Here is a 13,287-nt window from a genome sequence, read left to right on the forward strand (position 1 = left end):
CAGCCTAGTCAACGCAGGGCGCGGATTTCTCCCTCGCGAGAGTGGCGGCGCCGACGATGGCGGCCTCGTCGCCGAGCTGAGTGGTCCGGATGCGGGCGAGCGGGCGGTGCCCGACACCGGTCACCGCGCGCACGTACCGCTCGCGTGCCTCGTCGAGGAACAGCGGTGCCGACTCCGACACCCCGCCGCCGATCACGACGATCTCCGGGTCGTAGACGTCGGCGACCAGAGCCAGCCCCTCACCGAGCCAGCGCGCCAGCTCCGCCATGGCCAGGAGCGCGATGGGGTCGCCGTCCCGGGCCGCGCCCGCCACCCGCCTGCCGGTGACCGAGCCGGGATCGCCCGCGGTCTCCCGGGCCAGCACCGTCGACCGGCCCGGGTGGCGGGCCAGCAGCTCGATCGCGGTGGCGGCGAGCGCTGTGCCGCTGCAGTAGCGCTCCCAGCAGCCGTACTTGCCGCAGGGGCACGGCCGCCCGCCCGGGACCACGCACAGATGCCCGAGTTCCGGCGCGACGCCGTGGGCACCGCGGAAGATCCGGCCGTCCAGCAGCAGCCCGGCGCCGATGCCGGTGCCGAGCGCCACGAACGTCACCACCCGCGCCCCGCGGGCGGCACCGAACCGGTGCTCGGCGTACGTCGCGGCGTTGGCGTCGTGCTCGAGCGTCACCGGGAGGCCGACGCGCTTGGCGATCCGGTCGGCCACCGGCGCGTCCCGCCACGCCAGGTGCGGGGCGAACATCACCGACCGGCGATCCGACCTCACGAAGGCGGCCACCGCGAGACCCACCGCGCTCACGTCGTGCCGGTGACGTAATTCCTCCACCACACCCGCGATGGCGTCCTCGAGCACCGTCTCCTCGCCGGGTGTGCCGACGCGTGCCGTGTCGAGCAGCGACCCCTGGTCGTCCACGACGCCGGCCCGCACACTGGTGCCGCCGACGTCGATGCCGATCGCGGGCATCTAGGGCTCCCACCGCTCCCGGGGCCGCACCGCGACCCGCTGCACCCGTCTGCTCGCCCCGGCCGGCGCGGGCTCCGGGCGCGGCGGTGGCTCGAACCCCGGCATGTGCACGCCGTCCTCGGGCTGCCACCGGTCGGCCAGCACGGCCCGCAACAGAGCGATCAGCTGCGCGGCCTGCTCGAGGACCCGCGCCGCGATCTCGGGAGCCTCGCCCCGCACGACCGCGACCACCGCGCACAGCGGGCACCAGCCGCAGGCCGTGCTCTGCCGGTCGTGGGCGGTGTCGCGGTCCGAGCCGTCGCCGTGGTCCCCGCCGTGTCCCGCGGCGACCACGCTCTCCAGCCAGGGCGCCGCCCGCTCGGTGACCAGGTCGACGAGCAGGCGGATCTCCTCGGCCAGGCGGGCGCCGTCGTGGGTGCCGTCGTCGCCGCTCATTCGGGTCCTCTCAGATGCACGAGCACTCCGCGGGAGTCGGATTCGGCGTCGGTGATGTGGCAGACGCGCAGCACCTCGGGCAGCGCGACGAGCCTGCGCACCCCGTCCACGGTGATCGCCAGGTCGTCGTCGACCCGCGCCAGGTCCACCACGCTGTCCCGCGCCAGCGGCAACGCCACCCGTAACTCGTACCCGCCACCATCACCGTCCACACGCGACACCTGGAGCAGCGGCGCCAGGTTGGCGCCGGTACCGCCGAGCGGGCTGGCTCCGCCGTAGAGCTCGTCCGCGATCTCCCGGAGGGCGGGCAGCCCGACCGGCTCCGCGGCTCGGTGCTCCACCGACCGCAGCATGCCCTCCCCGAAGCCGGACCGTTCCAGTTCCGCCAGGACATCGTCCTGCTGCCTGCGGCGCGTCCGCAGCCAGGACGCCGCCGAGCCGCGCCACAGCCCGGGGGCGGGGATCAGCCGGTTGGCGATCATCCCGTCGACGCGGATTCCCCGCAGCGCGAGCGCCGTGAGGGTGCGGCGGGTCTCGGCGACGACGACGCGTTCGGGCGTGAGCACGAGCCGCACGCTGGTCCGCTCGGGATCGGTCAGCAGCGCGCGCAGCGACTCCAAGTGCGCGGCCAGTCGCTGCACCGGTTTGCCCAGGCCGGAGAGCCGCAGCTTCCAGCTGTCCATGCGGTCGAGGTAGCCGGAGATCGCCTCGGGCAGCGCGAGCAGGCGCAACGTCTCGGCGGTCGGGCCGCAGTCCACGACGACGGTGTTCCACGGCCCGCTGTCGGCGAGCCGTTGCACCTCGGTGAGCGCGAGCAGCTCGTCGACGCCCGGCAGGACGGTGAGCTCCTCGGCGGCGAGGCTGTCGAGTCCCGCGCCGTTCACCAGCGCGGAGCGCAGCTGCGCGCGCACCCGGTTCCACGAGCCGTCCGCGAGGGCCCGGGTGTCGATCTGGGCGCCGTGCAGGCAGCTGTCCACCTCGGCGGGTTCGAGCCCGAGCGGTGTGCCGAAGGCGTCGCCGAGGGAGTGCGCGGGGTCGGTCGACACCACGAGCGTCTTGCTGCCCCGGCCCGCGAGGGCGGCGCCGGTCGCGGCGGCGAGGGTGGTCTTGCCGACTCCGCCTTTGCCGGTGAACAGCAGCAGCCGCACGCTACCCCTTGCTCTCGACGCGTCGCTTGAGTTCCTTCAGTGCCGTGTCCATGATCATCTTCTCGGCCTTGCGCCGGAGCAGCCCGATCATCGGCAGTGCCAGCTCCACCGACAACGTGTAGGTGACGAGCGTGCGGTCCCCGCGCGGCTCGAGCGCGTAACGGCCGTTCTGCGCCTTCTGCATCTGCCCCTTGACCAGATGCCAGTTCACGGACAGGCCGTCGTCGGCCCAGTCGTACTCGAGCGTGTAGACGTCCTTGACCGGACCCGAGTCCAGCGTGAAGCGGACCTGCTTGGCACGGCCCTGCTCGTCGGTGGCGAGCACCTCCGTCTTCTGGACCGCCTTGGCCCACTCCGGATAGGCGGGCAGGTCGGCGATGACGGCCATGATCCGCTCCGGCGGGGCGTCGACCTCGATGGACTGCGTGGACTGGTCGGCCATGGGGCTAGAGCGTAGCGGTCCCGGCGGTCACCAGCGCAGTACGTAGGGGCGCGCCGTCTTCCGGAAATGTCCGACGTTGCGGCACTCGGTCCGGCCGGCCCGCGAGCGTGCCGCCAGCGGCTGGTGCACGTGGCCGAACAGCGCCCAGCGCGGCTGCTCGACGGTGATCAGCTCGAGCAGCGCCTCCGAGCCGACCTCGATGCGGCGCGCGACGACGTCGTAGACCAGCTCGGGCACGGCAGGGGGGATGTGACTGCAGAGCACGTCGATGCCGCGCAGGCCGGCCGCGGCCTTGTCGAACTCCTCGCGAGGACGCAGGTACGGCAGCCAGACCGGATTGCGCCTGCGCACCACACCGTCGGGCAGCAACGCGCCGCCGACGAAGCCGAACCGGAGCCCGCCGATCTCCACGACCTCGCCGTCGACGAGATGGATGCCCGGCCCGGCGAACTCCGGCCACAGCGCGGGCGAGTCGACGTTGCCCGGGATGGCGTAGGTGGGCGCGCTCAGCGCCGCGAACAGGGTCGCGTACTGCTCCCGGATGGCCTCGTCGACGGCACCCGCCGGGTCGTCGAGACTCGACCACAGCTCCCGGGAGAAGGCCGCCGTCTCCTCACGCCTGCCCTCCCGGCGCAGCCGCGCGAACGTGCGGACGTTCTCCGCGCCGAACAACGCGCCGAGGATGCCGTTGCCGTGATCGTGGTAGTCGACGAAGTCGATGAGGTCGCCGAGCACGATCAGCGCGTCGGCGCCTTCCCCGGCCCGCGCGAGAGCCTCGGCGTTGCCGTGCACGTCGGAGACGACATGAACCCGCACCTGACCAGCCTACCGAGCGACGATCACGTCTCCGCCGTCCCGGGGCGGGCAGGCGGCACGCCCGGCTCGCGGCCGTCCTCGAGGAGGAGCTTGAGCTCCAGGGCGATGGCCTTCGCCGCCCGGGCCCGGCGGTCGAACTCACGGCGCAGCCGGCGGGGCTTGACCGGCCGGTCACGCACCGGCGTCGCGCGGAGGAAGTAGTGCAGCAGCGTGCCGTCGAGCACCGGTTCCAGCCAGACCTCCATGGTGCCGACCAGTGCGCCGCGGACCGTCCAGCGAAGGCCCTCGTCACCCCGGTCGGTGTAAACTTCCAGGACCAGGTCGGGCCAGTAGCGCGTCCACGAGCGGGGGTCGGCGAAGGCCGCGGCGACCGTGCTCGGCGGCACCGCCAGGAACGTCTCGTCGACGATGTCGAGCGCGGGGGCGTTCTGGGTAACGGTCACGGTTGCAGAATGGCATGTTCGCCGGACTGATCGGACCCACCCATGGTCAGCAGCCGGCTCAGCCGTTAGGTTGACTGGCGAGTAACACAGGTTGGACACGGAGGTTCACGTTGCGCGAGTACAGCGCCCCCGCAAACCGGACGGTCGCCGACGACGAGAACATGTCCGACGTCGTGTGGGCCAACGCCGAGCGGTTCGGCGACACGGTGAGTTTCCGCCGTCAGGTCGACGGCTCCTGGCGTGACGTGACCGCGCGCGAGTTCGCCGCAGAGGTGCTCGCCGTCGCCAAGGGCCTGGTCAAGTCCGGGATCGGGCAGGGCGACCGGGTCGGCCTGATGTCCAAGACGCGGTACGAGTGGACGCTCATCGACTTCGCGATCTGGGCCGCGGGCGCCGTCACCGTGCCGATCTACGAGACCTCCTCCGCCGAACAGGTGCACTGGATCCTCTCCGACTCCGGCGCCAAGGCCGTGATCGTCGAGACCGCCGCCCACACCGCGACGCTCGGCGAGGTGCGCGATCGGCTGCCGGAGCTCAACGACGCGTGGCAGATCGAGGGCGACAAGCCCGCCGTCGAGGCGCTTTCCACGCTCGGCGCCGGCGTCGGCGATGACGAGATCCACACGCGCAGGCGCGCCGTGCGTGCCGACGACCCGGCCACCGTCGTCTACACCTCCGGCACGACCGGCCGTCCGAAGGGCGTCGTGCTGACGCACCGCAACCTGCTCGCCGAGGTGCGCGCCGACGTGGACGCGTTCCCGGACCTGATGGGTGCGGGCAACTCGCTGCTGCTGTTCCTGCCGCTGGCCCATATCCTCGCGCGCGCCATCGCGCTGACGGCGTTCACCGCCCGCGCGACGCTGGGCCACACGCCCGACATCAAGAACCTCGTCCCCGACCTCGGCACGTTCCGCCCCACCTTCGTGGTGGCCGTGCCGCGCGTGTTCGAGAAGGTCTACAACAGCGCCAAGCTCAAGGCCCATTCCGAGGGCAAGGGCAAGATCTTCGACGCCGCGGAGGCCACGGCCGTCGCCTACAGCGAGGCGCAGGATCGCGGCGGCGCCGGGCTCGGCCTGAAGATCAAGCACGCGGTATTCGACAAGCTCGTCTACACCAAGCTGCGCGCCGCCCTGGGCGGGCGCTGCATCGCCGCCGTGTCCGGCGGGGCACCCTTGGGCACCCGGCTCGCCCACTTCTTCCGCGGCATCGGTGTTCCGGTGTTCGAAGGCTACGGCCTCACCGAGACCACCGCCGCGGCGCACGTGAACACGCGCTCGGCCTTCAAGGTCGGCACGGTCGGCAGGCCGGTGGCGGGCACGTCGGTGCGGATCGCCGACGACGGCGAGGTGCTGTTGAAGGGCGACGTCGTGTTCCGTGCCTACTGGAACAACGAGCAGGCGACGACCGAGTCGCTCGAGGACGGCTGGTTCCACACCGGCGACCTCGGCGAGCTCGACGACGAGGGCTTCCTCAAGATCACCGGCCGCAAGAAGGAGATCATCGTCACCGCGGGCGGGAAGAACGTCGCACCGTCCGGCCTGGAGGACGCGCTCAAGGCGCACCCGCTGATCAGCCAGGCAATGGTGGTCGGCGACCAGCGGCCGTTCATCGGCGCGCTCGTCACCATCGACGAGGAGTTCTTCCCGACCTGGAAGAAGCAGAACGACAAGCCGGAGAACGCGACGGTGTCCGACCTCGCCGACGACACCGACCTGCGGGCGGCCGTGCAGGCGGCCATCGACGAGGCGAACAAGCTGGTGTCGCACGCGGAGTCGATCAAGAAGTTCACGATCCTGCCGAACGACTTCACCGAGGCGGGCGGCGAGATCACCCCGAGCCTCAAGCTCAAGCGCAACGTGGTCAGCAAGAACTACGCCACGGCGATCGAGTCGCTGTACGCGAAGTAGCCCCCTCCTCGCGTCACCGCGCGGGGAGGCTGCCCTCGATGCCGGCGATCAGCCGGTCGAGGGCGCGCTCGAATCGGCTGTCGGCGTCCTCGTGCGGGGCCTTCGCCTCGACGACGACGCGCGTGAAGTACGGGTACTCGCCGCTGTCGGCGACGGCCCGGACGTAGTCGGCCATGGCACGGTGCACGTCCTCGTCGTCGGCGTCGCCGAAGTACGCCTTGGCGGCGAGCTCGTTCTGCACGTAGCCGTTCACCCAGGTGTCGAGCAGGCCGATGATCTCGAACATGTCGTCGATGCCGAGCCCGAAGCCGTCGAGGATGGACATCGAGCGCTCGAACCCGCGCAGCATGTTCGGGCCCATCGCCGGCTTGCCCGCCCACACCCGGGACAGCCAGGGGTGGGCGAGCAGCGCCCGGCGCTGACCGCGGGCGAGGTCCCTCAGGTCCTGCCGCCAGTCGCCGCTGAGCTCCGGCCACTCCTCGCGTCCGACGACCCGGTCGCCCATGAGTTCCACGAGGGCGTTCTTGCTGTCGACGTAGCGGTACAGGCTCATCGCGCCCGTGCCGAGGCGCGCGGCGACCTTGCGCATGGTGACCGCATCCAGCCCCTCCTCGTCGGCGATCTCGATCGCGGCATCGGCGATCTGGTCACGGCTGTAGGCCGGCGCGGGCCCCCGGCTGTTACGCGCGCCCTTCGCCCCGGCCCGCCTCGTAGCCGACGGTTCCGCCTCGCTCTTGCCCGGCACTCGTTCTCCCCTGGCGAAACAGTTGCGTACGCCGTACTCGGTTGACTACGTTGGACTGCGTACATCGTACTCACTTCAGGGGTCTTCATGGGGAAACACACGGGTGACGCAGTCGTCCTCGCCGAAGGACTACGCAAGAGATTCGGGCAGACGCAGGCGCTCGACGGGCTCGACCTCACCGTCCCGCCCGGCCTGGTCTACGGCCTGCTGGGACCGAACGGGGCAGGCAAGAGCACGGCGGTCCGCGTCTTCGCCACCCTCACCCGCCCCGACGAGGGCCGGGTGCGCGTCGCCGGCCACGACGTGGTGCGGGAGGCCGCCGCGGTGCGGCGGGAGATCGGGCTGGCAGGCCAGCACGCAGCGCTCGACGAGCAACTCACGGGCCGGGAGAACCTGCGCATCTTCGGCAAGCTGTTCCATCTCGGCGCCAAGCGCGCCCGGCAGCGCGCCGACGAACTGCTCGAACGGTTCGACCTCGCCCACGCCGCCGACCGGTTGGTCAAGACCTACTCGGGCGGGATGCGGCGCCGGCTCGACCTGATCTCCAGCCTCATCGTCTCCCCCACCGTGCTGTTCCTCGACGAGCCCACCACCGGCCTGGATCCGCGCAGCCGCAACGAGATCTGGGACACCGTGCGTGACCTCGTCGCCCAGGGCACCACGGTGCTGCTCACCACGCAATACCTCGACGAGGCCGACCAGCTCGCCCACAACATCGCCGTCATCGACACCGGGACGGTGATCGCATCGGGCACGCCGGACGAGCTCAAGGCGAAGATCGGCGGCCGGATCGACGTCGTGGTGGGCGATGCCGCCGAGATCGCCGATGCCGCGCGGGCCCTGACGGCGCTCACCGACATCAGCGGCGAGCCGGACGTCGACGCCGACCGCAGACTGCTGAGCGTGCCGGTGGGGGCCGACTCCCTCGCGCTGCCCGACGTCGTGCGCCAGCTCGACCAGGCCGGGGTGAAGGCCGTGGACGTCGGCATCCGCAGGCCCACCCTGGACGAGGTGTTTCTCACCCTCACCGGCAAGGCGACCACGACGACCACCGAGGAGACGGCCCGATGACCGCACCAGCACCCGCGTCCCCGTTGCGCACCGGGCTCTCCGACGGCCTCGCCGTGATGAGGCGGAACCTGCTCAAACTCAAGCACCAGCCGGGTCAGATCGCCGCGACCTTCGCCTTCCCGCTCGTGTCGGTGGTGTTGTTCGGCTACGTCTTCGGCAGCGCCATCCCCATTCCCGGCGGCGGGAACTACCGCGAGTACCTGATGCCGGGCCTGTTCGTCATGGGCACGGTCTTCGGATTGATGGGCTCGCTGACCGTCATCGCCAAGGACAACGGGCTCGGCGTGATGGACCGCTACCGCTCGATGCCGATGGCCCGCTCGGCGGTCCCGTTCGGACAGACGGCGGCCGACCTGATCGTGGCGGCGGGCAGCCTCGCCGTCATGGCGCTGTGCGGACTGCTGTTCGGCTGGCGCGCGCACAACGGCATCGGCGCGACACTCGGCGCGTTCGGGCTGCTGCTGTTGCTGCAGTACGCCGTGTCGTGGGTCGGGGTGTTCCTCGGTTCGCTGGCGAAGAACGAGGAGACCGCTGCGAGGATCGGGCCACTGATCATGCCGGTCACGATGATCTCCAACATCTTCGTCCCCACCGATGGCATGCCGGCGATCCTGCAGGCGATCGCGGACTGGAACCCGGTCAGTGCGGCGACGGCCGCCTGCCGCGAACTCTTCGGCAACCCGGGCCTGCCCGCGGGAGACCTCTCCTGGCCCATCGCCAACCCGGTGCTGGCCACGGCAGGTTGGTGCGTGCTGCTGCTGGTGATCTTCGTTCCGCTGTCGATCCGCCGGTTCCGCACCGCGGGCCTGTAGCCGCACGGACGACGGCCCGCCACCCGGTTCACGTGTCCCGGGTGGCGGGCCGTCCGGCTGCTCGGCGCCGCGTGGTGCCTCAGCCCCGCATGATGAGGGGAACCACCGGTGCCTTCTTGTCCGACAGCGGGATCGAGTACCGCTGGGCCAGGTACGAGGCCACCTTCTCGAACAGCGGCGCCGCGGAGCTACCCTCCGGCAGGGTGGTGTCCGGCGCGTCGAGCCGGATGCCGACCACGAACCGCGGTTCGTCAGCGGGCAGGATGCCGGCGAACGTGATGTTGTAGAGGTTGTCGCTGTAGGCACCGGTCTCGGGGTCCACCTGCTGGCCGGTGCCGGTCTTGCCCGCGATCTGGTAGCCCTCGATCGCCGCGGCCGGCGCGGTCCCCCGGTGGTAGACGTCGCCATCCTGGGTGACTGCCCGGAGCATGTCCTTGACCGTGTCGGCCGTCTTCTCGCTGACGACTCGCGTGGATGCCGGCTTCGGTTCGGGCACGCGCTGGCCGTCCGGGGTGATCTTGGCCCGCACGACGCGCGGCTCCACGCGCACACCGTCGTTGGCGATGGCCTGGTACATGCTCGCCATCTGCACCACCGTCATCGACAGACCCTGGCCGATGGGCAGGTTGCCGAACGTGGTGCCCGACCACTGGTTGCGGGGCGGGATGAAGCCGGGGCTCTCCCCGGGAAGCCCGATGCCGGTGCGCTTGCCCAGCCCGAACCGCTTCAGCATGTCGAGGTAGCGGTCCGGGCCGAGCCGCTCGGCCAGCATCAGGGTGCCCACGTTGGACGACTTGGCGAAGATGCCGGTGGTGGTGAACGGCTGCGTGCCGTGCGACCACGCGTCGTGCACCACATGGTCGGCGATCTCGATGGATCCGGGCACCTGGTGCACGTCGTCCGGCTTCGTGATCCCGGCCTCGATCGCGGCGGCGGCGGTGACGACCTTGTTCACCGAGCCCGGTTCGAACGGGGTCGTCACCGCCGTGTTGTTCATGAGCTCGAGGTCGAGCGAGTCGGCGTTGGGGTCGAGGGTCTTGTCGTTGGCCAGCGCGTAGACCTCGCCGGTCTTCGCGTCCAGCACCACCGCGCTGCCGCCCTTGGCGTGCGAGCGCGCGACATAGTCGCTCAGCATCTGCTGCAGGTTGTACTGCACGTCGGAGTCGATGGTCAGCTCGAGGTCCGAGCCGGCGGTGGCCGGCTGCAGATCGCGCTCGGTCCCGGGGATAACGACGTCGGTGCCCTGCGCGGTGTCGACGATCTGCCTGCCCGACGTTCCCGCCAGGTCGGCGTCCCGCATGCTCTCCAGCCCGGCGAGGCCACGCAGGTTGTGTTTGGACTGATCCGGATCATCGGTGCGCCAGTTCGCGAAACCGACGATGTTGGAGGCGACCTCGCCGCCCGGGTACTCCCGCTTGGCCCGCTTCTCGTAGCCGATCTCCGGGTAGGCCGCCTTGATCTCCTCCGCGACCGAGGGTTCCACGTCGTCGACCAGATACGTGAAGCTGCCGTCCTTGTGGAACCGCTCCAGTAGTTCCTGCTCGGTGGTCTTGTCCGGGAGCCTGCCCGCGATGAACTTGGCGATCTCCGCCACCCGGGTCTCGTAGTTCTGGCCCGACTTCGGGTTCTCGCGGGCGAACTCGTTCCACGTCTTGCGCATGAGCCGCAGGTTGGCCCACAACATGCGCGTTTCGACGCTGAAGGCCAGCTGTGAGCCGTTCCGGTCCACAATGGAGCCGCGCTGGGCGGGGATGTCGATGGTGGTCGTGCGCTGCCGTTCCGCGCGTGCCGACAGGGCCTCCGCCTGGAAACCCTGCACCTGCACCAGTTTCAGCCCGGCCGCCACGAGGACGACGATGAGCACGATCCGGCCGGCGACGAACCGGCCGCGATTTCCCCCGTCCAGTACGGGCGCGCCCCGACGACGGGCTCGCGCGGAATAGGTCCGGCGGGTGCCACCCGCACGGGTCCCTCCTCGCCCTCGTGCCTGAGGTCGCATCAGTCCCCTCCGGTTCGCTCCTGCGCCACCGTCCGTGCCCGCTCGGCGTCGTCGGCGGCAGCGTCGTCGGCCGCCCGCTGATCGCGCGGCTCGCGGACCTCCTGACGCTGCGCGTCCGGCACCCGGTCGGCGTCCCCCGTGGCGACCCGGTCCCGCTCGTGGCCGGCATCCGTCGCCGGCTGCCGCGGCTCCTCCGGTCGGTCCGCGGGTTCCGGCGCCGGCGGAGGTGGCGGTGCGGGTGTGGTCGCCTCGGTCGGTTCCCCGACGACGGTCACCGAGCCGTCCTCGCCGACGACGAGCCGCGCCGGGTTGCCGCCGGGCACCATGCCCAGCGCCTTGGCGCGCTCGGCCAGCGACGCCGGCGACTCCGCCGTGGCGACCTGGCGCTGGAGCTGCGCAGACCGCTCGGCCAGCGCGGCGTTGCTCTGCCGCAGTTCCTCCAGGCGGTAGGAGTCGGTGATCGCCTGCGTGGACAGCCACAGCGTGGTCGCGACACCGGCCGCCATCAGCGCCATGAGCATGAGCACAAAGGACGCTCGCGAGCGCGGCCAGCGCAACCGCAGGCCCGTGCGCCGCTGGGGCTCACCGCTTTCCCTGCGCTGCAACAACTCCACGCGCTGCGCCCGGCGGGCGTAGGCGCGTTCGGCGGCGGAGCTCCGCCGCCGAGGGGAGCCGACGACACCGGGTGTCGCCGGTGCGGTGGTCGTCGTCGTGGCACGGGCGCGCTGCCGGGTTCGGGACGCGGGCTGGTGACGGGGACGTGCGGGCGCGGTCATCGGGCAGCCGCTCCAATCCGTTCGGCCGCGCGCAGCCGGACCGAGGCCGCGCGGGGGTTGTGGTCGATCTCCCGCTCGTCGGCCTTCTCGGCGCCGCGGGTCAGCAGGCGGATGTCGGGGCCGTGGCCCGGAAGCTCGACCGGAAGTCCTTCCGGTGTCCGGGACGACGCCCGCTCGGCGAACGCTCGCTTGACGATCCGGTCCTCCAGCGAGTGATAGGCCTCGACGACGATGCGCCCGCCGTCGGCGAGCGCGTCGATGGCCGCGGGAACGGCCGCCCGCAACGTGTCCAGCTCCCCGTTGACCTCGATCCGCAGGGCCTGGAACGTTCGCTTCGCGGGGTGCCCTCCGGTGCGCCTGCTCGGCGCGGGGACCGTGTCGTAGAGCAGCCGGACCAGCCGCTCACTGCGGTCGAACGGGGCCTTCTGCCGCTCGGCGACGACGGCCTTGGCGATCCGGTGCGCGAACCGCTCCTCGCCGTACTCGCGCAGGATCCGCGTCAGGTCGGCGACCGAGTAGGTGTTGAGCACGTCGGCCGCCGTGGGGCCCGTGGTCGGGTCCATGCGCATGTCGAGCGGGGCGTCCTTGGCGTAGGCGAACCCGCGCTCGGGGAGGTCGAGCTGCATCGACGACACCCCGAGGTCCATGAGCACACCGTCCACACGGGAGAGACCGAGATCGGCGAGCACGGCGGGGATCCGGTCGTAGACGGCATGCACGAACTCGACGCGGTCGCCGTGCCGGGCCAGGCGTTCGCGCGCCCGCTGCAGTGCGTTCGGATCCCGGTCCAGGCCGACGATCCGCAGCGCGGGGTGGGCCGACAGCAGAGCGTCCGCGTGGCCGCCGAGACCGAGGGTGGCGTCGACGAGCACCGCGTCGCGATCGGCGAGGACGGGCGCGAACAGCTCGAGCACCCGCTCGAGCAGGACGGGAAGGTGCGCCACGTCGTTCATGGCAGCGCCCCCTTTCGCCTCACCGCCCTGATCGGTCCGGGACGGATGCCTTCAGGTTGCGGACCTGATACCGGGGAAGGTGCACCAGGGCCGCAGCCTGAGGGCATCCGTGCCCATGTCTGTGCTGTCACGTCACACGAGGAGATCGCGAAACCCCCATCCCCGGCTGCCGGGGAACCCGCGCCCGCCGTCAGAACACGCCGGGCAGGATCTCCTCTTGCGCCTTCGCATAGCTGTCTTCGTGTTCTTCCAGATACGTCTGCCACGCCTGGGAGTCCCAGATCTCCAGCCTGGTGATCGCACCGATCACCACGCACTCCTTGTTGAGCCCGGCATAGCGCCGGAGCTCGGACGCGATGGCGATGCGCCCCTGCCCGTCCGGACGTTGTTCGTCGGTCCCCGCGAACAAGTACCGCTGGTAGGCCCGCACCGACTCGTTCGTGAACGGCGCCTCGGCCACCTTCCGGGCCATCTGCTCGAACTCCGCACGCGGGAAGACGTACAGACAGTGGTCCTGTCCCTTGGTGATCATCAGTCCACCCGCCAGCGCGTCCCGGAACTTCGCGGGCAGCGTGAGCCGCCCCTTGTCGTCCAGTTTCGGGGTGTGGGTGCCGAGGAACAACGGCCTCCACCTCCCCTACCGACCAGGACCGGATACGCCTCCGCGAATCCGCCGAGATCGGCTACGGAGCTCCCTTCTGCCCCACTGCTCACCACCGTACCCCACTTTTCACCACAGTCAACGGCAAAACGACGCTTTCGCGCGATAGCGCTCGCCG

14 protein-coding genes are annotated in these 13,287 nt (G+C 71.1%); 3 read left to right on the forward strand and 11 right to left on the reverse strand.

What is annotated here, in order from left to right; all coding sequences use genetic code 11:
- Window positions 1–4 precede the first annotated feature (4 nt).
- The 6 genes from ACFSZT_RS21065 to ACFSZT_RS21090 are packed head-to-tail and all read right to left on the reverse strand — an operon-like array spanning window position 5 to window position 4,245.
- Complete coding sequence (locus tag ACFSZT_RS21065; protein WP_377385807.1) at window positions 5–961, reverse strand: ROK family protein; 957 nt, start codon at window positions 959–961, stop codon at window positions 5–7.
- Window positions 962–1,396, reverse strand: a complete 435-nt coding sequence (locus ACFSZT_RS21070; protein WP_377385810.1) for a hypothetical protein — start codon at window positions 1,394–1,396, stop codon at window positions 962–964.
- Window positions 1,393–2,544 carry an ArsA family ATPase gene (locus ACFSZT_RS21075; protein WP_377385813.1) on the reverse strand — a complete coding sequence of 384 codons (1,152 nt, stop codon included), beginning with the start codon at window positions 2,542–2,544 and terminating at the stop codon, window positions 1,393–1,395. Before ACFSZT_RS21075 ends, ACFSZT_RS21070 begins: the two co-directional genes overlap by 4 nt.
- Window position 2,545: 1 nt before the next feature.
- Window positions 2,546–2,986, reverse strand: a complete 441-nt coding sequence (locus ACFSZT_RS21080; protein ID WP_377385816.1) for an SRPBCC family protein — start codon at window positions 2,984–2,986, stop codon at window positions 2,546–2,548.
- A gap of 27 nt (window positions 2,987–3,013) precedes the next feature.
- Entirely contained in the window at window positions 3,014–3,802 is a 789-nt protein-coding gene (locus ACFSZT_RS21085) for a metallophosphoesterase family protein (protein WP_377385818.1), read from the reverse strand.
- Between the two features lie 23 nt (window positions 3,803–3,825).
- Window positions 3,826–4,245, reverse strand: a complete 420-nt coding sequence (locus ACFSZT_RS21090) for a polyketide cyclase / dehydrase and lipid transport (RefSeq protein ID WP_377385821.1) — start codon at window positions 4,243–4,245, stop codon at window positions 3,826–3,828.
- Between the two features lie 110 nt (window positions 4,246–4,355).
- On the opposite strand from ACFSZT_RS21090, the gene ACFSZT_RS21095 reads away from it, so the two are divergent.
- On the forward strand, window positions 4,356–6,152 hold the full coding sequence (locus ACFSZT_RS21095; protein WP_377385824.1) for an AMP-dependent synthetase/ligase: 1,797 nt from the start codon (window positions 4,356–4,358) through the stop codon (window positions 6,150–6,152).
- Window positions 6,153–6,165: 13 nt separating this feature from the next.
- Here the strand turns inward: ACFSZT_RS21095 and ACFSZT_RS21100 are convergent, their stop codons facing one another.
- A complete protein-coding gene (locus tag ACFSZT_RS21100; protein WP_377385827.1) occupies window positions 6,166–6,897 on the reverse strand; it encodes a TetR/AcrR family transcriptional regulator C-terminal domain-containing protein in 732 nt (243 codons plus the stop codon).
- Window positions 6,898–6,984: 87 nt separating this feature from the next.
- Here ACFSZT_RS21100 and ACFSZT_RS21105 point away from each other — a divergent pair, with 87 nt between their 5' ends.
- Both ACFSZT_RS21105 and ACFSZT_RS21110 read left to right on the forward strand, forming a co-directional pair.
- The gene (locus ACFSZT_RS21105; RefSeq protein ID WP_377385830.1) at window positions 6,985–7,968 is read left to right on the forward strand and encodes an ATP-binding cassette domain-containing protein; all 984 of its coding nucleotides are present in this window, start codon (window positions 6,985–6,987) and stop codon (window positions 7,966–7,968) included.
- Entirely contained in the window at window positions 7,965–8,780 is an 816-nt protein-coding gene (locus tag ACFSZT_RS21110; protein ID WP_377385833.1) for an ABC transporter permease, read from the forward strand. Before ACFSZT_RS21105 ends, ACFSZT_RS21110 begins: the two co-directional genes overlap by 4 nt.
- Window positions 8,781–8,859: 79 nt before the next feature.
- Here ACFSZT_RS21110 and ACFSZT_RS21115 read toward each other — a convergent pair whose 3' ends face one another.
- The 4 genes from ACFSZT_RS21115 to mraZ form a co-directional block, all read right to left on the reverse strand.
- On the reverse strand, window positions 8,860–10,779 hold the full coding sequence (locus ACFSZT_RS21115) for a peptidoglycan D,D-transpeptidase FtsI family protein (protein WP_377385836.1): 1,920 nt from the start codon (window positions 10,777–10,779) through the stop codon (window positions 8,860–8,862).
- The gene (locus ACFSZT_RS21120; protein WP_377385839.1) at window positions 10,779–11,555 is read right to left on the reverse strand and encodes a septum formation initiator; all 777 of its coding nucleotides are present in this window, start codon (window positions 11,553–11,555) and stop codon (window positions 10,779–10,781) included. The genes ACFSZT_RS21115 and ACFSZT_RS21120 overlap by 1 nt, the downstream gene beginning before the upstream one ends.
- Window positions 11,552–12,508 carry a 16S rRNA (cytosine(1402)-N(4))-methyltransferase RsmH gene (rsmH, locus tag ACFSZT_RS21125; RefSeq protein WP_377385842.1) on the reverse strand — a complete coding sequence of 319 codons (957 nt, stop codon included), beginning with the start codon at window positions 12,506–12,508 and terminating at the stop codon, window positions 11,552–11,554. Before rsmH ends, ACFSZT_RS21120 begins: the two co-directional genes overlap by 4 nt.
- 190 nt (window positions 12,509–12,698) lie before the next feature.
- Window positions 12,699–13,130: a division/cell wall cluster transcriptional repressor MraZ gene (gene mraZ, locus ACFSZT_RS21130; protein WP_377385845.1), complete on the reverse strand. Its 432-nt coding sequence runs from the start codon at window positions 13,128–13,130 to the stop codon at window positions 12,699–12,701.
- Window positions 13,131–13,287 lie beyond the last annotated feature (157 nt).

The sequence above is a fragment of the Prauserella oleivorans genome (genome assembly GCF_042685745.1).
Classification (GTDB): Bacteria; Actinomycetota; Actinomycetes; order Mycobacteriales; family Pseudonocardiaceae; genus Prauserella_A; species Prauserella_A oleivorans.

Coding starts and splice junctions, on each gene's coding strand:
- ACFSZT_RS21065 (WP_377385807.1), bottom strand. CDS start 961: ATGCCCGCGATCGGCATCGACGTCGGCGGCACCAGTGTGCGGGCCGGC.
- ACFSZT_RS21070 (WP_377385810.1), bottom strand. CDS start 1,396: ATGAGCGGCGACGACGGCACCCACGACGGCGCCCGCCTGGCCGAGGAG.
- ACFSZT_RS21080 (WP_377385816.1), bottom strand. CDS start 2,986: ATGGCCGACCAGTCCACGCAGTCCATCGAGGTCGACGCCCCGCCGGAG.
- ACFSZT_RS21105 (WP_377385830.1), top strand. CDS start 6,985: ATGGGGAAACACACGGGTGACGCAGTCGTCCTCGCCGAAGGACTACGC.
- ACFSZT_RS21110 (WP_377385833.1), top strand. CDS start 7,965: ATGACCGCACCAGCACCCGCGTCCCCGTTGCGCACCGGGCTCTCCGAC.
- ACFSZT_RS21115 (WP_377385836.1), bottom strand. CDS start 10,779: ATGCGACCTCAGGCACGAGGGCGAGGAGGGACCCGTGCGGGTGGCACC.
- ACFSZT_RS21120 (WP_377385839.1), bottom strand. CDS start 11,555: ATGACCGCGCCCGCACGTCCCCGTCACCAGCCCGCGTCCCGAACCCGG.
- rsmH (WP_377385842.1), bottom strand. CDS start 12,508: ATGAACGACGTGGCGCACCTTCCCGTCCTGCTCGAGCGGGTGCTCGAG.